Genomic DNA, 26,171 nt, shown 5'->3' with positions numbered 1-26,171 from the left:
AATGGGTTGGTCTGTGAATGAAAAATTCCTGAAAAACAGACGGATTGGTATTTTTAGTTTCGATTCTTGTCAAAGCATTTACTACGATCAGGCTATACAAACGCTGGGAATTCTTACTCAATGGCATAAATCTGGATGGTGCTTTAGAATCAAAGAAAGATTATTATCAAACACCTGATTACCTGTATTAATCAAAATATTTTCAGTCCAATACCGAACAAAAGTGTCCAGAACCGGACACTTTTGTTGTTTATAATAAGATGTAATTTATTTATAATCAATTAGTTAAAATGACCGTGTGTTTGCTGGTACAATTATCTACTACTACATATTACTATTAGCTTCGGTCCGCTAAGAATGAAAACATAAAATACAATTATTAATGATGAATCTCGCATTTCTTTTGAGGAAATTAATTCTGCCGGTAATAGCCAGTATATGGTCTATTACCGGTTTTGCGCAAAAGGTGGAGGTTGATTTGTCCAAGCTGGTGATTGATAAAACGGTCAAGGCTTATAACCGTGAGGTAAGTATCATTTCTTCGGGATCGAAAGGATCGTATATACATTTGAATGAAAAAGAAGGAGCGGGTATTGCCTGGCTTGAAGGCATTCAGTTTACGGATGGTACTATCGAATTTGATGTAAAGGGAAAAAATATTTTGCAGAAAAGCTTTGTAGGAATTGCCTTTCGCGGCTCGAATGACAGCACTTACGATGCCGTTTATTTCCGGCCGTTCAACTTCAAATCGCCAGAGGAAGAAAGAAGAAATCATTCGGTTCAATACATTTCTCTTCCCAAATACGACTGGCCAAAATTAAGAGCTGAATTCCCGAACAAATACGAACAACCGATAAATCCAGCTCCTGAACCAGAAGAATGGATTCATTGTCGTCTGGTTGTGAAAAATGAAGAAGTAAGTGTGTTCGTTAATAACAATTCCAATCCAAGTCTGACTGTGAAAGCATTAAGCAGTCAAAAGGGAAACAAAGTCGGTTTCTGGGTAGGAAATGGTTCGGAAGGAGATTTTGCAAAATTTAGTAGCAATTAGCTGCTGGCTATGAGCTTTTAGCTAGGGAACGCCTTCGAAAGATGTTTCCGTGCATGGGGTTCATATATGCATATGTGTTGGTTAAAACAAATTCTAGGTTAAAAGGAGCTAATAGCCAATAGCTAAAAGCTCACAGCTAAAAATGATAAAAAACTATCTTAAAATCGCCTGGAGAAACTTGCTGAAGAGTAAGCTGTTTTCCTTTATCAATGTCTTCGGTTTGTCCGTTGGGATGACCTGCTGTATGTTGTTACTGCTCTATATTTTGAGTGAAGTTTCCTTTGACAAACATCAGGAACATGCTGGTGAATTGTATCTGGTTCGCAGCGAAAACGTACGGTTTAGCGGAGAAAAAATGGATAATCCCCGTGCTCCGGCGCCTTATGCAGGTGCATTAAAACAAGAGTTTCCCGAAGTTGTACAGGTAACCCGGGCATGGATGAACTTCCTGGAAAACAAGACTTTGCTAAAAGTTATGGATTCGGGAAAAACGGTGAAATCTGTTTTTGAAACAAAGGGAGCCCATGTTGACTCCACGTTTTTCGATATGTTTTCTTATCAGTTTGTGGAAGGCGATCCTAAAACAGCTTTGAATGATCCTCATTCGGTGGTATTGTCAGAAGATGTTGCCAGCAAACTTTTTGGCAATGAATCAGCTTTGAACAAAACGATTAATGTCGGTGGAACAGACGGTAATGCGGAAAACTTCAAAGTGACAGGTGTGTACAAAGATGAAAGTGCACGATCACATTTCGATGCGCGCTACTTTATGCCAATGATGTCGGGCTGGGTGGGAAATTATATGCGGGAAGGAAACCACGACTTTTCTAACAACAACATGTTTTACACCTACATCAGGGTAAAACCAGGAACTGATCCTGATAAATTCAATAAAAAGCTTCCTGCATTTGTGGATAAATATGCCGGAAAAGATACAAAAGCTGCGGGTTACACAAAGCATATGAGTTTACTTGCGGTGACGGATATTCACTTGTTTAACAAGATCACAGACATCATTACTCCGACTACCAGCTCAACATATCTGTATGTATTGGCTTCAATTGCCATTTTTACGTTGCTGATCGCTTGTATTAATTTCATGAATCTTGCCACGGCGCGGTCGGCGAAACGGGCGGCGGAAGTTGGTATCCGAAAAGTGATGGGAGCTGGAAAAGGAGGGTTAATCGGCCAGTTTTTGGGCGAATCCATGGTGCTTACGTTTCTGGCTTTGATTTTTGCTGTAGTATCAGTGGTTTTGTTTTTACCGTTATTCAATCAGCTTTCGGATAAAACTTTGCTTGTTTCGGATCTTTTCAAACCCGAAATAGTTGTTGCATTCATCGTATTGGCCATATTGACCGGACTGTTATCAGGAAGTTATCCGGCTTTTTATTTATCGGTTTTTAATCCGCTTGATGTTATAAAAGGAAAGTTTGTCAACTCGGTTTCTGCAACGGCGTTAAGACGCGGACTTGTTGTATTTCAGTTCGTAATTTCAATCGGACTTGTGGTTGCGACAATGGTGATCCAGGGACAAATCAGTTTCATGCGAGATCAACCATTGGGTTTTACAAAAGACCAGCAAATTGTAATTCCATTGCGTAGCGAGCAGGCAAAAAAAGCTTATTCGTCTCTCCAAAATGAAATTCTGCAGAACAACCAGATTGCGTCCGCGTCGGGCACTTCGTATTATCCTGGAATCAAAAATCCAAGTGATATGTCAGTATATCGTTCGGATCAGAGTATGAACGAAGGCTCGATTGTTAAAACAAACTGGGTTGCGCCGGACTTTATGAAAACGATGGGATTCGAAATGGCTGCGGGCAGAATGCTTTCAGCAGAGTTTCCGGGTGATACAAATTTTAAAATGGTGGTTAATGAAGCCACGATCCGAAAATTTGGCATTCCGCTTGACAAAGCTGTTGGTTCAAAACTTAATTTTAATCAGGATGAGGGTAAATCGCAGGGAATTGAGATTGTGGGTGTTGTAAAAGATTTCCACTTTGCAGATTTGCATCAGGCCATTGAACCCTATGCGTTATTCCCACAGTTTAACAACGATTTTAATTACATCATTGCCCATGTGAATACCGCAGAAGTTGGGAAAGTGCTGCCGTTTCTGGAAACCAAATGGAAATCAATGGTGCCTGATGAGCCATTTTCTTACAGCTTTTTGAATGAAGATTTTCAAAGAAATTATACCGCCGATGCAAGAACGGCACGTATAGTAAATTCATTCACAATCATTTCCATTCTGATTTCTTGTTTGGGATTGTTTGGACTGGCCACATTTGCAGCGCAGCAGAGAATTAAAGAGATAGGCGTTCGAAAAGTTTTGGGTGCTTCAATCGGAAGTATCGTTGGATTACTTTCAGGTGATTTTATCAAACTTGTTATCGTTTCCATCATCATCGCAACGCCTCTTACCTGGTATGTAATGAACAAATGGTTGCAGGATTTTGCTTATAAAATCAGCATTCAGTGGTGGATGTTTGTTTTGGCGGGAGCACTTGCAGTTGTGATTGCGATGATTACGGTAAGTTCGCAAGCAATTAAGGCGGCGGTTACAAATCCAGTGAAGTCTTTGAAATCGGAGTAGCTTTTGCAAAAAGTAGGATATTAGTCAAAACGAGAATAAAGCTCACAACGGAGCATTTGTTTCCCATTCAGATTGTGTAGTTACTGGAATACTCAGGTTGCTGAAATATTTTATTTAAATTAATGTTCTGATTTTACATTTTTATTATGGATCTCATTCTCAAAACAGACAGTGCAGACAAAGCCGCCAAGGTGATTGCTTTTGCTAAAAAACTTAATATATCAGTCGAAACGATTGAAAAGCCTGTTGTTGATCTTGCAAAAAGAGAAGAGCTAAAAAAAGGATACTATCTTTCAAAGCAAAAAATTCACCGGGAGAAGGACTATCGTCATTAATTGCAGGTAGTTTTGATAAGGAAAAAGCAGCTAAAATGAATCAAGAGTTGGAAAACATGAGAAATGAATGGGAAAGAGATATCTTTTAGATACAAACACCATCATTGATTTTTGTGCTTTTTTGCTTCCACCTGAATCACACAAACAAATTGCTCAAATTATTGACAATGAGCCTGTTATTTCTGTTGTCAACAAAATTGAATTGTTATCATTTTCTTCTGTTCCGGTTGAAATTATCTGGTTGGTAGAAAATGCAATTGTAATTAATTTAGACGAACAGATTGTAAATCGGACTATTTTAATTCGTAAAACTTATAAAATTAAACTTCCTGATGCGATAATCGCCGCAACGGTTCTTGAATACGATTTAACCCTTCTTTACAGAAACCTCAGTGATTTTGAAAGAATCATTCATTTAGAGGTGCATAATCCACATATTTTCAAAGAATTCATTTGAATTTTTCTGCTTTTTTAGCGATAGGGAAACCTGTTCGTCATCGGACAATACTGTTCGATTTTGAACATTTTTCATTTGTAATTGTGATTTAAGTTGCTAATTTTTAGGTAGTTAATTGTATCGGTATGTCTTTCCCACGTATTGTATCTGAAATTACCACCGAATACAGATCGGGACAGTTTTGAAAAGAAACTTAAACCTTTTGCACAGAAATACCTTGCCGAAAGTTTTGCGAGCCTAAAAAAGAAAGGTGCCAAACCTGACGAACGCGGAGACATATTCGCATAAGATTACAAAAAATGGACAATGTGTGTCAATTTCGGAGATAACTGGCCGGCCGTTTCGGAGTATACCGAGCCAGTAATTTCGGTAATCATTGGGCTAGTATACTCCAAAGTAGGTGGCCCCGTGAGATCCGTTTTAGACATACTTGGCACTAGCGATATTGAGGATAAATAATTCATGATCATTTTAATATCACGAAAAGGCCGACGGTTACCAGTTCACGGTAACATCATAATTGACAAAGTGTGGATCTTTGCCAATTATTGAAAGACCATCGCAACTTGCCTGAGCAATTATGATTCTGTCAAAAGGATCCTTGTGATGTAATGGAAGCGTTATTATTTGTTGTGTATGTTGAAACGTAATTGGCAATAATTGGAAACCATTTTTGGAGGCGTGAATTTCAAGTTCCTGAAATGGCATATCAAGTTGTAATTTTCCTATGCTTATTTTGATCGCGATTTCCCAGAATGTAGCAATACTAATAAATTTGGTATGATTAGGATTCTCGATAATGTCTCTTGCTTCTTTCGAAAGTTCCAGATCACCATTTATAAACCAAAGCAAAGTGTGTGTGTCTAACAAAAAATTCATTACATGTAATCCTTAAAGTCATCCAGAGGCGCATCAAAATCAGCAGACATTTTGATTTTGCCTTTTGCACTTCCAAACTTAGGGATAATTTTTTCTTCTGATTTAGTGGATTTTTGAATTAAAAAATCAATAAAATCATTAACCTCGTTTTTTAATTCCTGAGGTAATGTTTCTAGTTTGGTATGAATGGTTAAATCGCTCATGTTCTTCTTACTTTAAGCACTAAACAAATATAGTAAAAGCTTTATTATTTATAAGCATTTAGTTGCGGCAGTACGCTAACGAACAAAACTGTTCAGTTTTGAACATTTTGTCATTTATACTAATTTGTTAACTGTCTTATTTTCAAAATATTATAAGAGTTTTTATCATCTGGTATGATAATTCAACTGAAAGCGGATATATAAAAAGCTACCATTCAATAGCTAACTGCTATCCGCCATGTTCAAAAACTATCTCAAAATCGCGTTCCGTAATATCTGGAAAAGTAAGGGTTATGCTTTTATCAATATTGTTGGACTTTCTGTTGCATTTTGCGTCAGCGTTTTCCTCTTTTTGACGGCTTATTTTCAGCTCACTTTTGATAATTTCCACGCGGATGGTGACCGTATTTATCAGCCTTATTTCTTTTCGAATGATCCTGAAAAAGCCGATAAAACTACCACCATGCCCTTTCCACTCACTACGGCACTCAAAGCAGAATTTCCGGAGATTGAGGGAATAACGCGTATTGTAAATGGAAGTGATGTGGTGGAATACAAGGGCAAATATTTTGACAAGCAGGTCAAATTTATAGATCCTGATTTTTTGAAAATTTTCTCATTTCCACTTGTTAAGGGCAATAAGGATATGGCGCTAAGGGATTTGAGCAGCATTATCATGAGCGAGAATATGGCGAAAGCTATTTTCGGTACAGAAGATCCTATGGGAAAGACTGTACAGCTTGGCTTGGGAATGAATAAAAAACAGTACGTAGTTACCGGCGTTTTAGGTGATTTCCCTGAAAATTCTTCTATACAATTTGATGCATTTGTAAGATCAGAAAACGCAAATGGTTATCAGTCCCAGAAGGACGCCTGGGATTCACGTTCGCATGTAGTATATCTGAAACTGTCACCGAACACGGACCGGGACAGTTTTGAAAAGAAACTTAAACCTTTTGCACAAAAGTACCTGGCTGAAAATTTTACCAGTCTCAAAAAGAAAGGCGCCAAACCTGACGAACGCGGAGACATATTCGCCATAAGATTACAAAAAATGGCCAATGTGCATTTTGGTACTGAATTAGTAACTGGTGGAAGCACGCCAGTTGCATTGGTTTATGCATTAATGGGTATCGCATTCTTTATACTACTGATCGCGTGTATCAATTTTATCAATCTCAATGTTGCCCGGTCCTTTATCAGAGCAAGAGAAGTAGGGGTCAGAAAATCTCTGGGAGCATTAAAGAATCAACTATTTGTCCAGATATGGGGCGAAGCTGCGGTTATTTGTTTTGTTGGATTTCTCGTAGGTGTTATTTTGGCGACGCTATTGTTACCTACTTTCAACGCTACGTTCAAATCGAAACTGACGCTTGATTACATGTTGAAGCCCGACAAGATTGCGCTGATTCTGGGAATATTTGTATTGGTTACAACCTTGGCGGGTGGTTATCCTGCTTGGCAAATGTCAAAGTTCAATGCCGTGGAAGTGTTGAAGGGAAAAGTGACTTTGAAAAAACCGGGTATCTTACGTAATTCTCTGATCATCACACAATTCACGTTGTCAAGCTTATTGATTTGCTGCACCATCATTGCTGTTCAGCAGGTGAATCACTTGCGTAATCAACCACTTGGCTTTCAAAAGGAGCAGGTAATCAGTATACCAGTCGGAAACAAAATAGATGGAAAGCAAGCTATGCAAAGAGTAAGAAACAAACTTGCTTCTGATCCTTCAATTCTGGGTATAACCGGCTCAGCAGTTAACCTTGGTGTAGGAACCGATGGCAGTACGTCCAGGAGTGTTATCGGATTTACATACAAAGAAAAAGAAGTATTAACGGACTGGCTTGGAGTAGATTATGAATATCTAAAAACGCTGAATATCAAATTGCTTGGCGGCCGTGAATTTGATCCGGCTTATCCTGCCGACTCGCTGGATAGGGTTGTTGTTACGGAAAGTATGGCTAAAATGATAGGAGAGCCGGAACCCGTTGGCAAATATTTTCAAACTGATACGGCAGGCGCGAAAATACAGATCATTGGTGTCATTCCTGATTTTAATTTGTACTCTACTAAAAGTGACAAGATGCCTATTACAATTCACCTGTCACATTCACCAAGCTATATATTTATCCGTGTTACACCGCAAAGTCTGAAAGTGTCAATGGATAAACTCAAAGCTGTCTGGAAAGAAGTAGCGCCAGAATCGGAGTTTAAGGGTTCGTTTATGGACGAGAATACCGACAACTGGTATAAGGAAGAGGAAAGGCTTTCACAGGTATTTAGTCTGGCTTCGGGGATAGCAATTTTACTTTCATGCCTTGGTTTATTTGCGGTGGCGCTTATAGTTATTGAACAGAGAACCAAAGAAATAGGGGTTCGAAAAGTACTGGGCGCAAGTATTTCAAATCTGGTGTTCGTACTGTCGCAGGATTTTGTAAAAATGGTATTAGTGGCCATTGTAATTGCCACGCCGCTGGCCTGGTTTTTTATGCAAAAATGGCTTGATAATTATCCGTATCGCATTGAAATAAATCCTTTGATATTTGTCGGAGTAGGTTTGGCGGCGATTTTTGTGGCTGTTGCTACGGTGAGCTTTCAGAGTATTAAGGCTGCTTTGATGAATCCGGTGAAGAGTTTGAAGAGCGAGTGAAAAAGGAGCGATGAAATTTTTGAGATTGACGAAAGAAAGGAATTAATGCTTGTAACGAAATACTCTTCTTTTCTCAATCTTTAAAAATCGCTATTTTTGTTAAAACAACATCGCTTATGGCTGTAGTAGCGCAAAAATATCTTAGTGAAACTGAATATTTGGAAAGAGAACGCCTTGCCGAATTCAAAAGCGAATATTATAAGGGTGAGGTATTTGCAATGGCAGGTGCAAAATATAATCATAACAGAATTACACAAAACCTTTCAGGCATAGCGTATAATTTTTTTATGGGTAAGTCATGCAATACTTTTTCCAGTGACATGCGAACACACATACCCTCAAATAGCCTCTATACCTATCCTGATTTCATTATTGTTTGTGGAAAGAATGAATTTTTGAGTAGTCAAAAGGACACGCTGCTAAATCCCCACGTAATCATAGAAGTGTTGTCTGAAAGTACTGAGGCATATGACAGAGGAGAGAAGTTTCAACTCTACAGAGATATTCCTTCATTAAAAGAATACGTACTGATTAATTCCCGTAAACTTGGTATGGAGGTTTTTTTGAAAAATGACGAGGGCTCCTGGGTGCTTTCATCAGAGGCTTATTCTATGGATAAACATATAGAAATACGCAGTGTGAACCTGACATTGCCTGTTCGGGATGTTTATAGAGATACGGAAGATCTCGGTGGGCACTTTATTTAAAAAATGTATTAAAAATCAGGTTAATCCATTTCCAGATTCATGGAGGAGATAATCATCAGGAAAGGCATAATGGTAAAGAGTCCAGGCAAAATGACTGCTTTGGAACTTAAAGATTGGAAACATAAATCTTATCAACGCGCGAAGGATTATCTTTTTTCGATTGGCCAGCCATTGGTTTATTATCTGCAAGATGGTACGCCGGTTGCAGAATATTTTGACGGCCGGATTGAACGGCTTCAATGAGCAGGCATTACCTTTACGAGATTTCAAAAGGTAAGAACAACTTACATGGCCAAACAATCATCACAAACAAAGCACAATTCCATTGACAATACCGGTTTCAGCCCGAACAGCAGCGCTGAAGGTGGCAGGCTGACTAACAAGGATGGCCGGATCAATCTGCGGAAAACTGGTATTCCTTTTTACGAAAGGATCAGCGTTTATCACTCCTTACTACGCATGAGTCAGTTGACGTTTACGGCGACTGTTTTTGCTATTTATACGACTATCAACTTATTTTTCGCTGCATTATATTATACGATAGGCGTCGACAAGCTTGCAGGAACTACACCTGTCGGAAGCTTTATTGAAGATTTTCTGCAGGCATTCTTTTTCAGTTCCCAAACCTTAACAACAGTCGGCTACGGGCATATCAGTCCGGTTGGATTTATTACAAACGTTGTCGCTTCTCTTGAATCGTTCATGGGAATTATGTCTTTTGCATTGGTTACGGGAATGTTTTATGCCAGATTCTCGCGGCCAAAGGCATATATTCTATTCAGTTCGCATTTCCTGATCGCTCCGTTCAAAGGCGGAAGAGCCTTGATGTTTCGCGTAGCAACATATAAGAATAATCATTTGACGGATGCAGAAGCGCTTGTAACCATGGCGGTTCACGTTCAGGAAAATGACAAAACGGTGACTAAATTCTTTCCTTTAACGCTTGATATCAGTCGTATTAATTCACTTGCTTTGAGCTGGACACTTGTGCATCCAATTGATGAGAAAAGTCCGCTAAGCGACTATTCCGAACAGGATTTTATCGACTCCCGAATTGAACTAATGATTACCATTAAAGCATTTGACGATCATTTCTCAAACACTGTTCAGCAACGAACTTCGTACATCCAGGATGAGATGATTTATGGAGCCCGTTTTCTTCCTATGTATGCAAGATCTGACGACGAAACCTATACCCACCTGATGCTTGATAAAATTGATCTGCACGAGAAAGCGGAGCTGCCTCAATAGATGTATAATTCATGAATTTTCCTGTCCAAACCTGAACTTGAGTGTTCGGAACCGGACATAAAGTTTAAATTTTATTTTGTTAAAATTCTGACAATCAGGTGTATATAAAGGTGGTATAGTTTTAAAGATGTTACGGATTGAATAACGATTTACTCCGTTTGCATCTACCAGCCATGATTAAAAACTATCTGATTACTTCTTTTCGCAATCTCCGCCGTAACTGGAATTTTACGGTGATCAATGTCACAGGACTTACACTTGGATTAGCATGCTGTCTGCTGATCTTTTTTACCGTGCGATACGAGTTAAGTTTTGATGCACATCAAAAAAATGTTGACCAGTTATATCGCCTGGTTCAGCACTTCAAGAAACGGGGTGAAAAAGGTTTTAATCCGGGAATGCCGCTTCCGGTCCTGGCTGCACTTAAAAATGATTTTCCGGAGATTAAAAATCAGGTTGCGTGCACGTATGCAATAAAGGAAACGCTGATCACAATTGATAAAAAAGGCAATAAAAAGAAGATCTCTGATCCTTTTTATGCTATTTCATTCATTGCTCCTGAATTTTTCAATATGCTTGATTACAAGTGGTTAAAAGGTTCCCCTTCCACTTCACTGACAAGCCCGGGCTCTGTGGTTTTGACTGAAACACAGGCAAAAAAATACTTTGGAAACGACGAGCCAATGGGGAAAACCATCCGGGTAAACAATCATATGAATTTCGTTGTAACCGGCTTGTTAGCTGATCCACCGCTCACTACAAATTTCCCGTTCCAAACGATGTTGTCTTTTTCGTCATTGAAAGAATATGGCGCATTTACCAACTGGGACGACTGGGCTTCTACTTATGGGGGCGGACAAGTGTATTTGAAATTACCTCAATCCATAACTCAGCAGAAGTTTGAAAAGCAACTACTAGGCATTTAATAAAAAATACAAAGAACCCAAGGATGTTGCAGAAATGGATTTTCTACTGCAGCCGGTAAATGACATTCATTTTGATACAAAAATGAACAATTATGCCGGGCGTTCTATCAGTAAAGGAATGATCTGGACGATGATCCTCGTTGGAATTTTTATATTGATAACGGCATGCGTCAACTTTGTAAATCTGGCCACCGCACAAGCGCTCAGACGTTCGCGGGAAGTTGGTGTCCGTAAGGTGCTTGGAAGCACTCGTGGACAATTGCTCCGTCAGTATTTTTCGGAAACCGGGATCATTACATTTTTGTCGGTCGTTCTGGCGTTAGTTGTATCCCAACTCGTATTGCCCTATGTATCAAACGTGCTGAATATCAATTCGAAAGGTGTAATGTTTTTTACGGATCCTATCGTTTTGACATTTCTTGCTTTCCTCACCGTTCTTACCACAATTTTAGCGGGTTTTTATCCGGCGATGGTAGTTTCAGGTTTCCAGCCAATACTGGCTTTAAAAGGTAAAATGAAGTCAGGTGGAAATAATCAGGCTAATCTGCGTCGCGGACTTATTGTACTTCAGTTTACAATCTCGCAGGTAGTGCTGATCGGCACTGTGATTGCTTACAATCAGATGAAATATTTCAAAACCATGGATGTAGGTTTTGAAAAAGATGAGATCGTAAACGTCGCAATTCCTGAGCCAGGCTTTGACAAAATGGAAGCGCTTAAAGCAAAACTTGCGTCGGAATCGGGTATAAAATCAATGACATTAAGTTCTTTTACACCGATGTCTCAAAGCAACTGGCAAACGGGCTTTAAGTTTGAAAATGATACTGAATTCCTGAAATTTGAAGTAGTAATGCGACCGGCAGATACAGCTTATGTGAAAACTTACGGTATGGAAATGGTTGCCGGCAGAATGTATCTTCCGGCTGATACGATGCGGGAATATGTTGTTAATGAAGCATTTGTAAAAGCCATGGGAATGAAAAACCCGGAAGAGATTATTGGCAAACGAATGGCAATTGGTGGCTCCGACTACAAGCTGCCGATTGTGGGTGTTATCAGGAATTTTAATACATACAGTCTTCACCGCGAGATCATTCCCTGCGTACTGACCACTGAAAAAAGTAATTATTATAATCTGGGAATCAAACTTTCAAAAAATGCGGACAGCAAACAACTTGAAAGAATTGAGAAAGCATGGTCGTCCACTTATCCTGATTATCTATTCAAATACACATTTTACGACGAGACATTGAATAACTTTTACGCCAAAGAAGAAAAGCTGTTTTCACTGTTCAGGATCCTGGCGGGAATTGCCATTTTCATTGGTTGTCTGGGTTTGTACGGCGTGGTGGCTTTCATGGTAGAATCTCGCACCAAAGAAATGGGAATCCGCAAAGCCATTGGTGCAACAGCGTTCAACATATTCGGGCTATTTTCAGTCGATTTCGTAAAGTTGGTTGTAATAGCACTTGTAATCGCTTCACCTGTTGCCTGGTACGGAATGCAGGAATGGCTTAAAGATTTTACTTACAAGGTCGACATCAACTGGTGGGTATTCGCTTTGACTGGTTTTGCGGTAATCGCTATTGCGTTAATCACGATCAGTTTCCAAAGCATCAGAGCAGCTTTGATGAATCCGGTGAAAGCGTTGAGGAGTGAGTGAAAAGAGGGTTAAAGGCGAAAAGGATAAAAGGTAAACGGGAGTAAATCCGTAAACTTCTTACGAATATCTGTTGCTCGGCGTTAACCTTTTCGCCTTTTAACCGAATTTTATTCCGAGCTCCTACCTCCCAAATGCAATTATTTTCTTGATTCTTCTGGTTCCGGAGCCGATAATCCGGTATCCGATAAATTCTCCATTTTCCTGCAGGTACTCAAAATCTGCCTGTACGTCGGCAATCATACCAACGCCAATCGCATACTGTTTGAATCCTAATCTATAAAACTCTCTGGATGAAGAGTCACTTTTAAATGTAGTGTCGCTCCGTTCAGAAACTTTTAGTGTCCTGTCAAATTTGATTGAATCGATTGTTACAGGCTGGTTCAGATCTTCGTAATGAAATAAATAACCCTTGCGTGGATCATTTTTATCCATATTAAAATATTGATAACCATCCCATTGAACCGTCGGGCTATACGGAAAAACCAAAGAAGTGAAAATCTCATTGTCTTGATTCTGGATGATTTTGTCAGGAGAAGACTGGACGCTGTATTCCTTAATCTTTTGCCAATAATCTGACGGGTTATTTCTTACTGAATGCGAAACTGTAAATGTTGATCCCACGTCAGAATCTTTGTTCATTCGAATAATTTCATTCTTCTCATACCACATTTTGACTGTTGGAGCTTTCTGACCCGCAGAATAAACTTCTTCCGTTACACTGTAAACTTGAAAACTGCCAACTTCTAATGGGAAATAATCGTATGGGTTTACTGGTTCTGTGTCGGGGGAATGACAGGATTGAAATGCCAAAAGGATAAAAATAACAATCCGGATTTTGAATTTAATAATGACAAAAGGTAGCTTTTTTTGCATAAATCACGATTAATTAGGAGACTTTGCAATTAGAACTGATTTTTCAATTTAATAGTATACGTTTTGAAAGAACTAAGCGCCATCTGTCAAATGAAAGCCAATAGCTTAATAACTGAAAGCTAATTGCTTCCAAAAAACCGTTTAATCAATACTGCCTGCACCTTAGCTAATATTGCTGGTAAATTTTATAATTTCAAATATCTGTTAATCAGCATATTATTTCTCGATTAAATATGATTGGCCGGTGTTTTAAGGAATTGGAATAACATTGCCAATTCCATATTATTGACCGTCCGGAACCTGTAATAACCCTAAAAACGATATGATTTATTTGTCAGTTTTATTGCTTTTAATGGTTGTCACTAATGAAATCTTTTCTTCCTTCCCGGGAACAAATACCTGTTCTTGCAACGCTTGCCATTATAATTTTGCTTGGCGCAGGTTACTACTACATTTATTTGCCCAATAACGAAAGTGGTATCAAGGAATGGAGATTCCGGACCTTGCAGAATATCGACAGAAACATACAGGAAAAAATAAAAAACAGTTTTTCTCTACTCAATAATTTACTTGTTACTGCACCTGACTCGATCCGTGATCAGAATGATATGATCAGGAAGCAGGATGTTCAAAGAAATCTTGTGAAAAGTCAGTTCACGATCAGCCTGATTCGTCCGCTGGATAAGGATTCGGTTTTCAGGCCGGCAACGATCGCCAGCATCAGCCAGCAGTTAATTTTAAGCCGGGCAAAAAGAAGTCAGAACGGAGATTATCAAATATCGCTGACTTACGATTTCGATAAATTTATTAAGCCGCTATTGCCACAAGATGATGTTTTTGACGAATACATCGTTTTTGGTAACAATCAAATCGTTTATGAAACCTTCGCTTCGGGACTGAACTATTCCAGCCATGCTGATACTTTATTTGTTTCAAAGGGTGAAGGTTCGGCAATCAAGGAAAAGCAAATCAGTGGGGTTAATTACAAATTATTTTTGCAACCGGTGGTTTATAGCAGCGATACGAAATGGATCGTTGTAGGCCTGCTTTCCAGTGATCATTTTCAGAAAGAGAGAAACAAACTTCCGCCACGTATTATTCTGTTGCTCGTAACAGTATTTCTTGTCATTTTCGTTACCCTTCCTATCATTAAACTGCACCAGATGGGGAAAGAGGACAGGCTTACTATTTCGGATGGAATATCGTCCATTATGGTATTTATGCTGCTTATTTCCCTGCTGTTTTTTTTATTTTTCAAGTATAATGTTCCTTTCAGAAATGGAGCCAGAAATCCCAAACAAGTTCTGGTTAATTCCCTTTCATCGGCTTTCATCACAGAAATTGTCAGAACTGCAAAGGCACTAGCCAGACTTGACAGCTTAATGGCAGGCGACCCGGCATTTCAAAAGGATTTTTATACGATAAAAAATATACCCCGAAACACCAGAAACGATACAACACAGAATAGTATTTCTCCTGAATTCCGGATCAATTCATTGATTACCGGTATCGACATCAGCCGCATATTCTGGCTCGATTCCAAAGGGACGGACATCAAAACATGGAATGTAAAACCCCAGCGTGCAATTTCGCGTGGGAATTTTGCTGAAAGGGAATATTTTAAAAAGATACAGGACAGGCAGGCTTATTATTTAAAAAAGGACACATTACCGGCATTTTACATCGAACAGGTGATGTCATGGACAAGCGGGCTTTTTCTAACAGCCATTGCCATTCCTTCGCAGTATAATAAAATAAATAATGAGGGAAATGTGGCTGCTATGTCTGTCAATCTCAAATGTTTCGACCAGGTACTGATGCCCCCGGGATATAGTTTTGCGGTCATTGACAGGGCCGGGAAGGTTTTGTATCATTCCAATAAAACAAAAAATTTAAATGAAAATCTGCTGGAAGAGTTCTCTGAACGCGACGATCTTGCGACCTGCCTTCAGTCCGGGACTTCCAATTCTTTTCATTCCAAATATGGAGGCCATGAATACGAAGTCCTGATCCAGTCATTAAGCGGCTTGCCGTATCATTTGGTTATTCTTGACGACATGGATTTTAAAGAAACCCGGGATATAGAGGTTTACACATTTACTATATCCATGCAGCTTTTACTTTTTTTTATGCTGCTCATTCAGGTGCTGATCATATTTTTTGCCTCCGCCAGACGATCCGTATTCCGTATTCAATTGTTTGATACCAGTTGGATTGGTCCGCGGGAATCATCGCACCGCCAATATACTCTGGCTTCCCTGTTTAACCTCTGGATCATACTTATTCTATGGTTTTTCTCCTACGAATCCTTCATTACCAGGTTTTTTTATCTCGTATTTGCTGTTTCCGTCATTCCTGTTTTTCTCCATCTACTGTTTTTTCAGAGTTATTGGTTTAAAGGAAAAAAATCCCACAGCAGATATAAATTAAAGGCTGTTGTATGGGGAATGCTGATTCCTGTGGCGGTTAATTTTTTTGCTTATAAAACACTTGATCAATCCATATTTCACTTTTTGCTCTTTGAGTTTATTTGCTTGTTACCGGCATTGTTAATTTTGTTTTTGTCAAAACGGCAGGCTAATTTTCACCAAAGAGCAGTTTCTGTCTTTAATAAATTCACTTATTATCAAAGCTTTACATTCTTTTTGTTCAGCTGGCTGTTGGTGGCCAACGGATTGTCTGTTCTGATTTTTTACATGGCCTCCTACAATTATGACCAGCATCTCATTGCCCGGCTGAAACAATACGAACTTGGGAATAAATTGCTTCAAAAGGCTTATCAAAACAATGATCCTACCTACAAATCGCTGAACAGGCTTTTTTATCGTGATTCCTGCTGGATCCGGGAATTAAAGAATTCTCCTGATTCGTCTACCAAATTTATTGTGGAAAACAGTACAAGGGAAAACAATGCGTCCATAAAAATTCTTAATCAGTTTCGCGTTTATCAAAATGATAATACGGTCAGAAGGCGCAATTTTTATATTTCACATGCCAGGGACACCTCTTTTCTCTTTAATAATCTGGTGAAAGAAACTTCCTCAGGTACTGGCAAAACTTATACTTATTTACGCAAGAGAGAAGGTGCCGGATTTATAGCATTGGGTTCTGCCAATCTGAACTATGTACTTCCATCATTTTTTGAATGGCCGGGCAGCTTATTCTGGTCTTTTTTAGCTGCCATTCTCGTATTTCTTTTCCTGCTTATATACTATGTTGTTAAAAAGCTTTTTGCAATTAACCTTCCTGATACCAAATACTGGAGTGAGCTGGATAAAGAGATATTGAAAAGTGACAGCACCAATAAGCTGCTGTTTATGATAGGTTTACCCGGTTCGGGAAAATTGGAATTTTTAAAAGCAATGATTAAAAATGATACTTATTGCAGTAAAGAATTACTGGATAAAAATAATAATTTCATTGAAAATGATGTGCTGATCGTAGATATGCTTGAAATTCCGGGCAAAGGAAGTTCGGCAAGTGCACTACTGAAATGGAACAGATTGGTAAATAAAGCAGGTGAATATTCGTACAAGCTGATCATCATCAAGCATTTTGAATATGACTTCCAAAATCCTGGTACAAGTTATACCAAACTGCAATTCCTTGAAAAAGTGGTATTTAATGGGAAAAGCGACAAAGTAATTATTCTCTCTACAATACATCCTGAGACCATGCTTGAATGTTTAAACAAAACTATAGGAAATGAATTGTATAAGCAAAGTATAGAACGTTGGGAAGTTTTATTAGGTCGTTTTCGCATTATTATACGTCAGCTGTCCAGATTAGCAGGCAGAAAAATAATGACTGCATCAACTTATCCATTGATACGGAAGGAAACTGAGTATACCCGATTTTTAAATGATATGAGCGAACCCACACTGAAAGCCGCTCCTCCGGTTTCAATGGACAAACAGAATAAGTACGAAGAAGGACTCGTCTTTAAACTGCAGGCTGCTTCCCATTATTACTATTTTTATATCTGGCAGTCGTTGACCAAGGAAGAAAAATTTGTGCTCTATGATATGGCAGAAGACGGTATGGTCAATGCATATGATCAGTATACAGTTAGTTTACTAATCAATAAAGGGGTGATCATTCGGATTAATGGTACACTCAAATTGTTTAACCAGGGTTTTCGTAATTTCATCTTAAAAGGAATAGGCAGGGCCGAAGAAGAAATTATTAAACAAAAAATCAATGATAACAGCAACTGGAATAAAATAAAGGCACCAATGGCCCTGATTTTATTAACGATTTTAGCTTTTCTTCTTTCGTCGCAGCACGAAACCAGTACTAAACTTATCACCACGTTAAGTGCTTTGGCAGCGGTTGTGCCAACAATTATTAATATGCTGTCGTCATTAGGAGCAGGTAAAGCCGGGCAAACCAGCAAGTAACGCCTTTCGGTTTCGAAATAATTGCCCATAAGATGTAATTCTTTTTTAACTTAATTGCACGACTTCTGTCGATCAATAACACCATCCTGTCTATTGTGGAGAGCAACTCGCAGATTGCCTTTTCATGCAATTAAACGATAGTGATAAAAGCTCCTCTAACTATCATTAACGAACAAATTTAAACATTAGCAATCATGAAAAAGGCAATCTTCGCAATCGCAACTTTGGCAATATTAACAGTTGGAAACAGCTTCGCACAAAAAGGATTCCCGCCAAAAGAACATAATGGCCCGGCCGTTTCTGCACGGTATGACAACAGAATTGAAGAATATAATATCAACAAACTAGATAAAATGGTTGGCCTGACTCGTAAGCAGGAAAACAAGATCAGGAAAATAGAAAACGCATACGATAAAATGGCGGATAGAGGAAGAGGAACCCAGTCGTGGCAGGGACAGAAACGTTTGGAAGAACAAAAACAACGTGAAATTTTTTCCGTTCTTACTCCAAACCAACGTCAGAAACTGATGGCTTACGAACATGCCGGCAAGTTTGATATCCGTGGCAGATTTAACCGTAGAGGTTAATAAAAGAAGCAATTTTGTTATGATTTTTAATGAAAAGGTCGTCCAGAGTGCCAGTGCTCTTTGGACGACCTTTTTTCTGGGAATACGGATCATTTGGGAAGCCTGCGTTCAATAATAAGCTTTTGATCCAGGAATTGAATAACTGTCAAAAATAGCAAACCAGCGAAGACAAGCCACTTACCACCGGATATAGCTGGAAGAGCGTCTTTAAAATAACTGGAATTTGTAAAAACTACAAGTCCCGTTATAATTAGACCCGCAACCAATATTGCCAGTCTGATATCGCTTCTACGCTGCTGTTTGTATTTTATTTTTCGAATTACATTCGCTGAGAAACTGTAAGACAATTTTACTTCCGGTTCTTTGTTCAACTCCTTGAACAAGCGGCTATATATTTTCAGGTCTTCCGGATCAGATTCGAATTGACTTTCCGGATTCAGATCTTTTTCTAGCATTTTTTGTATTTCGTCGTCATCTGATTCTTTCATAACAATTCTTTTTTTAGATAAACGCTAAGTTTTTCTTTTAACAGTTTGCGTGCACGGAAAAGGTAACTTTTTATTGTTCCTTCCGGCATTTGGGTTATTTCTTCAATTTCCTGGTACGAAAATTCATTCAGGTGATAAAGCGTCAAAACCGTTTTGTACTGCTCCGGCATCTGGTTAATCAGCATATTTACATAATTCGACTCTTCCTTTTTTGATAACAAATTTTGAGGATTCTCTTCCGTGAAATGGAATTGGTCAATGCGAGAATCGGTCGTTTTATTTTTTCTGTATTTCCTTAGGTAATTAATTGCAGTAACATAGGCTATTCGTGCAATCCAGGTCGATAATTTTGATTCAAAACGAAATTTTCCAATCGTTTTATGCACCAGGATAAATACCTCCTGACAAATATCCTCTGCGTCTTCCTGGTTGTCGATAATCCTGTTAACAACATGAAAGACAAGTTTTTGATATTGTTTTACCAACAACTCAAAAGCCCGTAAATCTCCGTTAATAATTTTGGCAACCAATTCCTTTTCGTCGAACATGCCCAGTAGACAACGGGTAAGAAATAAATGTTGCATTTTTTATCAGAAACTGCAACATTTTGAAAACACATACTATCTACTGAGCAAATTCAAACTTTAAAAATTAGTCATGATGGATGATCGTGTAATCGTTAGTGTGATGGTACCTGGTATTATTTTCATTTCAACAGCCGTGGTGCTGGTTGCTTTCTTCAATTATTTGTTAAAAAAACGTGTTGTTGAATCTGGTCCAATTGATTCGAATGCTCTGGATTTTCTCAAAAGTGTTTCTTCTACCGGCGACAGTGTGCTTAAATGGGGGCTGTTGTTTTTCTTCGGCGGGTTAGGACTTGTGGTCATTGAGTTTCTGCCTTTTACGTCTGATGAATCACCGTTGCCTTTTGGAGTAGAATGTATTTTTGTTTCGGCGGGGTTTTTGGTTTACTATTATCTGGTTCGGAAAGGGGAAAAATAAACTGGTTCATGAAAGTGTTCATTAGCAGCGAACACTTTTGTATTTTATTAACGAACACTTTTTCGAGCTCTCGTAATTCTTCCGGAAGGATCGCCGGAATAACTTTCATCGGTGAATTACAGCATCTCATCTGGTATAAGTGCCAACTCGCAGATTGCTTTTTTATACCGTTAAACGATAGGGTAAAAAGCCTCTCTAACTATCATTAACGAACAAATTTAAACATTAGCAATCATGAAAAAGGCAATTTTCGCAATCGCAGCTTTGGCAATATTAACAGTTGGAAACACCTTTGCACAAAAAGGTTATCAGTCAAAAGGGCACAATGTACCGGCCATATCCAATGCCCGAACCGACAATTCGGTTGAGGAATATAATATCGGCAAGCTCGACAATATTGTGAAGCTTTCGCGCAAACAGGAAAATGAGATTAAAAAAATCGAAAACTACTATGACAGGGTAGCATCCGGCAGCAGAAACGTTCAGACATTGCAAAGCCTGAAACGTCTGGAGGAACAAAAACAGACTGATATTCTGAAAGTACTGACTCCAAACCAACGCCAGAAACTAATTGCGTACCAACGCACCGACAAATTTGACGATCGCGGAAGATTTGCTAACAACAGCAGATACAATAACCGCAAAGGTTAAGAAAAGAGTAAAAGTTTAGCCATGAATTTTAAATAATATAGTCCTCCAATAAACCTGGTTTTACGGTTTGTTGGAGGATTTTTTTATAAAAACGTACAGATAAAATTGTTCATCAGGAGGAAGCTGTTTGTTGCAAAAAAATGTTTTTGATTTATCGCGAGCCGTAGGTACACAATGTTCAGGTAACCTCCGACGAGGCATCTGAAAGCGCTTATTTTAAATTTTATTATCTACAAACAGTAAGTGCCTATGGCACAAAGTGGTATTATTGTACTTCTCTTTCATTTATTTCAGGCCGTCCGCTCACTGAATACACTGTTCGATTTCGGACAAAAATCTTCGTATTATTTTATCTACATACTTGTATTTCAGTTCATTATATTTTCTGGCATAAAATTGGTAATTAAAGCAGCTATCCAACCTGACATTTTTAAATCACCTTATTACCAGCAACGTTATGATCCAAAATTATCTCAAAATTGCCTGGCGAAACTTGTTCCGTAATAAGGTTTACAGCTTTATCAACATAGCCGGGCTGGCAATGGGCATTGCAGCTTTTTTACTGATTCTTGAATATGTGAGTTTTGAAAAAAGTGTGAACCAGTTTCATGCCAATCTGCCACAAATGTACCGGATGTTAAATCTGGATAAGAAGGGACAAACATGGCCGGAAATGGAACCGGGTTGGGCGCTTGGAGCAAAACAAAATTTTCCGGAAATAAAAGAATTCTGTCGTTATGCAGAGGGAACTGCCAAAGGCATTGTAAAAAGAGAAGGTGCGAATATGGAATCGTTCCGGGAAAGTGAAATTGGTTATGTCGAAGGAAATTTTTTCGGTTTTTTTAGCTTTCCCGTTGTTTCAGGAAATCCACAGGCACTTAAAAAGTCTAATGTAGTTTTTATATCGAAAAAGACTGCCGCAAAATATTTTGGAACAGAAGATGCTCTGGGTAAAACACTTACGCTTTCAAATCAGTTTGGCGTAACCTCGTATGCCATCGAGGGAACGTACGAGATTCCTTCCAATTCCGACATCCGGTTTGATATGGTATTTTCGCTTGAAACGCTGGCCAGCCCTGCAAATCTGAACGGCAATAGTTGGGCAGCCCTTAATAACCTGGATTCACAGTATCTCAGCACTTTTTTTCTGCTGAATAAAGGTACTGATGTTAAAACCCTGGAAAAAAAGCTAAACAAATTACGAAACCAGTTCAAAACGGATAAAGATGGTGTCCAGTTCAGGTTACAGGCTTTCGAAAACATGCATTTGTCTGAAAAACTGGGTGACAATTATCAGACAACCGGCAACCTGAAATATGTATACATGCTTCTGATCATTGCCGTAATGATACTGGTTATTGCCTGGTTTAATTACATCAACCTCTCTACCGCACAAGCTTTGAAAAGGGCTAACGAAGTAGGCGTCCGTAAGGTGATCGGGGCAACGCCGGGAAACCTGATCCTGCAATTTTTAGGTGAATCAATGCTGACCAATGCGCTTAGTTTTTCATTAGCCATTGTGTTGATTTATTTGCTTCAGCCTCTTTTTAATCAATTAATAGGGAAAGAACTTTCGCTGAAATCACTTGGAAATTCTTCGATCTGGATTGTCGGGCTGAGTGTATTATTGTTTGGCTCGCTCATATCCGGAATTTACACGGCTTTTGCTTTATCAAGATACAATCCGGTCAAAATCCTGAAAGGAAATTTTACCAAAACATCAAACGGTATATTCCTAAGAAAATCCCTTGTCGTTTCACAATTTACTATTTCGGTGGTTTTGATCCTGGTCACCATTGTGATCTACTCTCAGTTAAAATTCATGCAAACTCAGAACCTGAGTATCAATACAGATCAGATGCTGGTGGTACGCGGGCCTGAAGTTGGAAAGGACAGTTCCTACAAAAACAGGAAAGCGGCCTTTTGGAATGAGTTGGGGCAGCAGAGTTTTGTAAAAGATTACAGTTTGTCGGGAACAGTGCCAGGAAGTTTTTACAACTTCAAAACTTCCGGGTTTACACAACCCTCTTCGAAACAAGGAGCCGAATTAGAAACCTACGCGTTTGCCATCATTGGAGATAAGTATTTAAAGACTTATGGAATTCAGTTAAAAGCCGGCCGGAATTTTACACAGGAAGAAACCAATGTGGAGTGGAATGCAAACAGCAAAGTTCTGCTCAACGAAAAGGCAATAGCTAAGTTAGGCTTCAAATCTGCCGATGAAGCTATTCAAACCAAAATTAAGTGGGATGAACGGTACCTGGATGTAATCGGCGTTGTGAAAGATTATCATCATTTGGGCCTGCAAAGTGCCATTGACCCTATGATATTTTATCCGCAAAACAGCACTTCATACATTACCATCAAACTGACTCCCGACCAGATCCAAAATAAAATGGAGAAGCTTGAAGGAATGTATAAAAACTTCTTCGCGGGTAACCCATTCGAATATTTCTTCGTTGACGAAAACTTTAACAAGCAGTATACTTCTGAAAAACAATACAGTGAAATATTTACAACTGCATCTGTCTGGGCTATTTTTATAGCCTGCATGGGGCTGTTCGGACTGGCAACATTTACTGTGGAAACCCGGACTAAAGAAATTGGGATCAGAAAAGTATTAGGTGCTTCTGTTGGCAGCATTGTAAGTTTATTATCCCTTGATTTTCTGAAACTTGTTTTTGCAGCCATTGTCATTGCAAGCCCGCTTGCCTGGTATTTCATGACAGACTGGCTAAAAGATTTTGAAAACAAAATAACAATTTCCTGGTGGATTTTTGCCGTGGGAGGTGTACTGGCAATTGTCATCGCCATATTAACAATTGGTTTCCAAAGCATCAGCGCAGCACTGATGAATCCGGTGAAAAGCTTGCGCAGTGAGTAACAATGGGGTTAAAAGGTTAACGGTTAAAGGGAAATGCGCACCATTTAACTGCCTGATGGTTTAATGTTATCTTTTAACCATTAACCCGTTGACCATTTAACCTGTTCACCCTTAACCCTTTTCTTATGTTTCGTAACTATTTCAAGATCGCCTGGCGGAATATCGTTCGCAATAAAGCTTTTTCTGCCATCAATATTTTTGGACTGGCGGTTGGGTTTACCTGTTGTTTGCTGATCAGTGCATTTTTAGTTGACGAGTTAAGTTTCGATAAATATCCAACATACTCAAAGGATATTTACCGTGTTGAGTTAAATGTAGAAAACCGGGATTTTTATTCCAACGTAGATGTGGCTGTGGGAGAAGGAATTAACAATGCTTTTCCGGAAGTGCTGGCTTCAACCCGGATTATGAAATGGGCGAATGTTTTTGTAAAGAATAATGACAGGCAATTCAAAGAACCATCGCTTGCACTCGCCGATTCCAATTTCCTGTCAATGTTTGAAATCCCTCTTTCGCAGGGTGACATACATACAGCATTAAAATCACCAAACAGTATAGTGCTTTCAAAGTCCGCAGCGATCAGATATTTTGGAAATGAAAATGCACTGGGCAGGTTTTTACTGGTAAACAACAGTGGAAATGTCCCATACAAAGTGACTGGAATTTTGGGTGAAATGCCTGGAAACCTGCATTTTAATTTTAATATTTTCCTAAGCATGCCCGAATATGCCAAAGGGCGTACATGGAGTAATGTAGGAACCTATACTTATTTGCAATTGTCCCCGAATGCTGATGTAAAAAAGCTGGAAGCAAAATTACCGCAACTGGTAGCTGAACACGTGGTGCCCGAAGTTCAGCGCGATATGGGCGTTAGTCTGGCAGAAGCTCAAAAATCGGTCAATACGTTCAAATTTTATTTGAAACCAGTTTCTACTATTCATTTATACTCTGATAATAAGGATGAGCTGGGTGTGAATGGAAGTATCAAATATGTGTACACATTCGCTGCACTGGCCATATTTATTTTACTTCTGGCTTGTGTAAATTTCACTAATTTATCTACGGCGGGATTTGTAAAGCGGTCGAAGGAAGTGGGAATCCGTAAGGTAATGGGTTCAAATAAGAGTCCGCTGGTCGCACAGTTTTTGACTGAATCAGTCATGCTGGCATGTTTGGCTTTTCTGTTTGCCTTGGGTCTGGTTTATATTTTACTTCCCTTCTTTAACCAGCTTTCAGGAAAGCAAATTAGTTATAAGTTTTTTGCAGGATATCAGCCTTTAGTTATTTCCCTGGCAGCTGTTTTTATTGCAGGCGTACTGGCTGGAATTTATCCTGCGTTTTTCCTTTCTTCATTTAATATTATCAGTGTTTTAAAAAGCAGCTCTCCCACACAGCCGCACAATTCACGGAATCTTCGAGGCAGCCTCATCGTCTTTCAGTTCGCAGTTTCAATTGCTTTGATTATTTGTACCATCGTTGTTCATAATCAACTGAATTACATGCAGAATAAAGAATTGGGTTTTGATAAAACACAAACTTTGATTATAAACGACACGCATTTATTGAGGAAAAGCGAGGTAGCATTTAAACAGCAATTATTACAGGACAATAAGGTTGTAAGTGTGACAATTTCCAGGGACGTTCCCGTGATTTCGGGTGGTTTGGATGGAACACAGGCACATTTGAAAGAAAAAATTGCAAAGGAAAATAATGCAGAAATTCATGTTACACGGTACCACGTGGATTATGATTATATAAAAACGCTGGGAATGAAAATCGTAAAAGGAAGGGACTTTTCCACAACTTTTTCGACAGATTCATCGGCCGTTGTTTTAAATGAAACTGCTGTCCGGGATTTTGGATTACATACTACTGATCCTGTCGGAAAAACCATTGTAACATCCGGTCAGCACCAGTTTACGATTATTGGCGTCGTTAAAGATTTTCATTATGCTTCTATCAAGCAAAAAATTGCCCCGTTGGTTATGATGCTTGACAAAAATTCGGGTGGGATGATGGTAAAAGTAAAGACGACAGAAATTGAATCTTTTCTTGCCAATACAAGAAACCAATGGAAATCGTACAATGCTGATGGCCCGTTCAGTTATTCATTTTTAGATGAGAAGTTTGGTAGTGTATATGCCAGTGAAAAAAGAACCGGACAGGTATTTACCTTATTTGCTTCCATTTCGATCATTATTGCCGCACTCGGTTTATTTGGATTATCAGCTTACACGACCAAACAAAGAACAAAAGAGATCGGTGTTCGGAAAGTATTAGGAGCGAGTGTTCAGCAGGTTGTGTTTCTTTTATCCAAAGAATTTCTGATCATGGTGGGCATTGCTTTGCTTATTGCAACTCCAATTACCTGGTTTGCCATGCATAACTGGTTACAGGAATTTGCTTACAGGATCGACATCAGCTGGACAACTTTTATTCTGGCCGGCATCATCGCATTAATCATCGCATTTGTTACAGTAAGTTTTGAAAGCATCAAAGCAGCACTGATGAACCCGGTGAAATCGTTACGCAGCGAATAATTTCGGGTTAAGGGTTAAAGGT

General features: G+C 38.9%; 21 protein-coding genes. 16 read left to right on the top strand and 5 right to left on the bottom strand.

The annotated features are described in order from the left end of the window. Positions 1-382: 382 nt before the first annotated feature. From KZC02_RS10365 to KZC02_RS10350, 4 genes are all read left to right on the top strand, one after another. Positions 383-1,051 (top strand): hypothetical protein, encoded by a 669-nt coding sequence (locus KZC02_RS10365; protein ID WP_221394042.1) that lies wholly within the window; start codon positions 383-385, stop codon positions 1,049-1,051. A gap of 142 nt (positions 1,052-1,193) precedes the next feature. Then, complete coding sequence (locus tag KZC02_RS10360) at positions 1,194-3,650, top strand: ABC transporter permease (RefSeq protein ID WP_221394041.1); 2,457 nt, start codon at positions 1,194-1,196, stop codon at positions 3,648-3,650. Positions 3,651-3,796: 146 nt separating this feature from the next. Next, a complete protein-coding gene (locus KZC02_RS10355; protein ID WP_221394040.1) occupies positions 3,797-3,985 on the top strand; it encodes a hypothetical protein in 189 nt (62 codons plus the stop codon). A gap of 67 nt (positions 3,986-4,052) precedes the next feature. Beyond that, positions 4,053-4,442, top strand: coding sequence for a type II toxin-antitoxin system VapC family toxin (locus KZC02_RS10350; RefSeq protein ID WP_221394039.1), 390 nt, complete (start codon positions 4,053-4,055; stop codon positions 4,440-4,442). Between the two features lie 495 nt (positions 4,443-4,937). On the opposite strand, the gene KZC02_RS10345 is transcribed toward KZC02_RS10350, so the two are convergent. After that, positions 4,938-5,321, bottom strand: a complete 384-nt coding sequence (locus KZC02_RS10345) for a type II toxin-antitoxin system VapC family toxin (protein ID WP_221394038.1) — start codon at positions 5,319-5,321, stop codon at positions 4,938-4,940. Continuing rightward, positions 5,321-5,524, bottom strand: coding sequence for a DUF2281 domain-containing protein (locus KZC02_RS10340; protein ID WP_221394037.1), 204 nt, complete (start codon positions 5,522-5,524; stop codon positions 5,321-5,323). The genes KZC02_RS10345 and KZC02_RS10340 overlap by 1 nt, the downstream gene beginning before the upstream one ends. Before the next feature lie 238 nt (positions 5,525-5,762). On the opposite strand from KZC02_RS10340, the gene KZC02_RS10335 reads away from it, so the two are divergent. The 6 genes from KZC02_RS10335 (at position 5,763) to KZC02_RS10315 (ending at position 12,724) form a co-directional block, all read left to right on the top strand. Next, positions 5,763-8,177: an ABC transporter permease gene (locus KZC02_RS10335; RefSeq protein ID WP_221394036.1), complete on the top strand. Its 2,415-nt coding sequence runs from the start codon at positions 5,763-5,765 to the stop codon at positions 8,175-8,177. A gap of 116 nt (positions 8,178-8,293) precedes the next feature. Then, the gene (locus KZC02_RS10330) at positions 8,294-8,884 is read left to right on the top strand and encodes a Uma2 family endonuclease (protein ID WP_221394035.1); all 591 of its coding nucleotides are present in this window, start codon (positions 8,294-8,296) and stop codon (positions 8,882-8,884) included. A gap of 39 nt (positions 8,885-8,923) precedes the next feature. Further along, positions 8,924-9,127, top strand: a complete 204-nt coding sequence (locus tag KZC02_RS10325; protein WP_221394034.1) for a hypothetical protein — start codon at positions 8,924-8,926, stop codon at positions 9,125-9,127. Positions 9,128-9,172: 45 nt separating this feature from the next. Then, positions 9,173-10,135: an ion channel gene (locus tag KZC02_RS10320; protein ID WP_221394033.1), complete on the top strand. Its 963-nt coding sequence runs from the start codon at positions 9,173-9,175 to the stop codon at positions 10,133-10,135. Positions 10,136-10,308: 173 nt separating this feature from the next. Continuing rightward, entirely contained in the window at positions 10,309-11,061 is a 753-nt protein-coding gene (locus tag KZC02_RS32880; RefSeq protein ID WP_310590427.1) for an ABC transporter permease, read from the top strand. Positions 11,062-11,095: 34 nt separating this feature from the next. Further along, a complete protein-coding gene (locus tag KZC02_RS10315; protein ID WP_310590426.1) occupies positions 11,096-12,724 on the top strand; it encodes an FtsX-like permease family protein in 1,629 nt (542 codons plus the stop codon). Positions 12,725-12,844: 120 nt separating this feature from the next. Here the strand turns inward: KZC02_RS10315 and KZC02_RS10310 are convergent, their stop codons facing one another. Beyond that, on the bottom strand, positions 12,845-13,597 hold the full coding sequence (locus KZC02_RS10310; RefSeq protein ID WP_221394032.1) for a hypothetical protein: 753 nt from the start codon (positions 13,595-13,597) through the stop codon (positions 12,845-12,847). 365 nt (positions 13,598-13,962) lie between these two features. Here KZC02_RS10310 and KZC02_RS10305 point away from each other — a divergent pair, with 365 nt between their 5' ends. Further along, positions 13,963-17,997: a cache domain-containing protein gene (locus KZC02_RS10305; protein WP_221394031.1), complete on the top strand. Its 4,035-nt coding sequence runs from the start codon at positions 13,963-13,965 to the stop codon at positions 17,995-17,997. A 194-nt stretch (positions 17,998-18,191) separates the two neighbouring features. Next, on the top strand, positions 18,192-18,584 hold the full coding sequence (locus tag KZC02_RS10300; protein WP_221394030.1) for a hypothetical protein: 393 nt from the start codon (positions 18,192-18,194) through the stop codon (positions 18,582-18,584). Positions 18,585-18,673: 89 nt separating this feature from the next. Here KZC02_RS10300 and KZC02_RS10295 read toward each other — a convergent pair whose 3' ends face one another. Next, positions 18,674-19,072, bottom strand: a complete 399-nt coding sequence (locus KZC02_RS10295) for a hypothetical protein (RefSeq protein WP_221394029.1) — start codon at positions 19,070-19,072, stop codon at positions 18,674-18,676. Next, positions 19,069-19,656 (bottom strand): RNA polymerase sigma factor, encoded by a 588-nt coding sequence (locus KZC02_RS10290; RefSeq protein WP_221394028.1) that lies wholly within the window; start codon positions 19,654-19,656, stop codon positions 19,069-19,071. Before KZC02_RS10290 ends, KZC02_RS10295 begins: the two co-directional genes overlap by 4 nt. A 73-nt stretch (positions 19,657-19,729) precedes the next feature. Here KZC02_RS10290 and KZC02_RS10285 point away from each other — a divergent pair, with 73 nt between their 5' ends. The 4 genes from KZC02_RS10285 (at position 19,730) to KZC02_RS10270 (ending at position 26,149) form a co-directional block, all read left to right on the top strand. After that, positions 19,730-20,074: a hypothetical protein gene (locus tag KZC02_RS10285; RefSeq protein WP_221394027.1), complete on the top strand. Its 345-nt coding sequence runs from the start codon at positions 19,730-19,732 to the stop codon at positions 20,072-20,074. 234 nt (positions 20,075-20,308) lie between these two features. Further along, positions 20,309-20,725 carry a hypothetical protein gene (locus KZC02_RS10280; protein ID WP_221394026.1) on the top strand — a complete coding sequence of 139 codons (417 nt, stop codon included), beginning with the start codon at positions 20,309-20,311 and terminating at the stop codon, positions 20,723-20,725. 457 nt (positions 20,726-21,182) lie between these two features. Then, positions 21,183-23,609, top strand: coding sequence for an ABC transporter permease (locus KZC02_RS10275; protein WP_221394025.1), 2,427 nt, complete (start codon positions 21,183-21,185; stop codon positions 23,607-23,609). 125 nt (positions 23,610-23,734) lie between these two features. Further along, the gene (locus KZC02_RS10270) at positions 23,735-26,149 is read left to right on the top strand and encodes an ABC transporter permease (RefSeq protein WP_221394024.1); all 2,415 of its coding nucleotides are present in this window, start codon (positions 23,735-23,737) and stop codon (positions 26,147-26,149) included. The last annotated feature ends 22 nt before the right edge of the window (positions 26,150-26,171 follow it).

The organism is Dyadobacter sp. NIV53 (assembly GCF_019711195.1).
Taxonomy (GTDB): domain Bacteria; phylum Bacteroidota; class Bacteroidia; order Cytophagales; family Spirosomataceae; genus Dyadobacter.
This window is presented reverse-complemented; position numbering and strand designations above follow the sequence as displayed.

Bases quoted from the DNA above. Each gene is read 5' to 3' on its own strand.
- KZC02_RS10365 (WP_221394042.1), top strand. From the start codon at position 383: ATGATGAATCTCGCATTTCTTTTGAGGAAATTAATTCTGCCGGTAATA.
- KZC02_RS10360 (WP_221394041.1), top strand. From the start codon at position 1,194: ATGATAAAAAACTATCTTAAAATCGCCTGGAGAAACTTGCTGAAGAGT.
- KZC02_RS10355 (WP_221394040.1), top strand. From the start codon at position 3,797: ATGGATCTCATTCTCAAAACAGACAGTGCAGACAAAGCCGCCAAGGTG.
- KZC02_RS10350 (WP_221394039.1), top strand. From the start codon at position 4,053: ATGGGAAAGAGATATCTTTTAGATACAAACACCATCATTGATTTTTGT.
- KZC02_RS10345 (WP_221394038.1), bottom strand. From the start codon at position 5,321: ATGAATTTTTTGTTAGACACACACACTTTGCTTTGGTTTATAAATGGT.
- KZC02_RS10340 (WP_221394037.1), bottom strand. From the start codon at position 5,524: ATGAGCGATTTAACCATTCATACCAAACTAGAAACATTACCTCAGGAA.
- KZC02_RS10335 (WP_221394036.1), top strand. From the start codon at position 5,763: ATGTTCAAAAACTATCTCAAAATCGCGTTCCGTAATATCTGGAAAAGT.
- KZC02_RS10330 (WP_221394035.1), top strand. From the start codon at position 8,294: ATGGCTGTAGTAGCGCAAAAATATCTTAGTGAAACTGAATATTTGGAA.
- KZC02_RS10325 (WP_221394034.1), top strand. From the start codon at position 8,924: ATGGAGGAGATAATCATCAGGAAAGGCATAATGGTAAAGAGTCCAGGC.
- KZC02_RS10320 (WP_221394033.1), top strand. From the start codon at position 9,173: ATGGCCAAACAATCATCACAAACAAAGCACAATTCCATTGACAATACC.
- KZC02_RS32880 (WP_310590427.1), top strand. From the start codon at position 10,309: ATGATTAAAAACTATCTGATTACTTCTTTTCGCAATCTCCGCCGTAAC.
- KZC02_RS10315 (WP_310590426.1), top strand. From the start codon at position 11,096: ATGGATTTTCTACTGCAGCCGGTAAATGACATTCATTTTGATACAAAA.
- KZC02_RS10310 (WP_221394032.1), bottom strand. From the start codon at position 13,597: ATGCAAAAAAAGCTACCTTTTGTCATTATTAAATTCAAAATCCGGATT.
- KZC02_RS10305 (WP_221394031.1), top strand. From the start codon at position 13,963: ATGAAATCTTTTCTTCCTTCCCGGGAACAAATACCTGTTCTTGCAACG.
- KZC02_RS10300 (WP_221394030.1), top strand. From the start codon at position 18,192: ATGAAAAAGGCAATCTTCGCAATCGCAACTTTGGCAATATTAACAGTT.
- KZC02_RS10295 (WP_221394029.1), bottom strand. From the start codon at position 19,072: ATGAAAGAATCAGATGACGACGAAATACAAAAAATGCTAGAAAAAGAT.
- KZC02_RS10290 (WP_221394028.1), bottom strand. From the start codon at position 19,656: ATGCAACATTTATTTCTTACCCGTTGTCTACTGGGCATGTTCGACGAA.
- KZC02_RS10285 (WP_221394027.1), top strand. From the start codon at position 19,730: ATGATGGATGATCGTGTAATCGTTAGTGTGATGGTACCTGGTATTATT.
- KZC02_RS10280 (WP_221394026.1), top strand. From the start codon at position 20,309: ATGAAAAAGGCAATTTTCGCAATCGCAGCTTTGGCAATATTAACAGTT.
- KZC02_RS10275 (WP_221394025.1), top strand. From the start codon at position 21,183: ATGATCCAAAATTATCTCAAAATTGCCTGGCGAAACTTGTTCCGTAAT.
- KZC02_RS10270 (WP_221394024.1), top strand. From the start codon at position 23,735: ATGTTTCGTAACTATTTCAAGATCGCCTGGCGGAATATCGTTCGCAAT.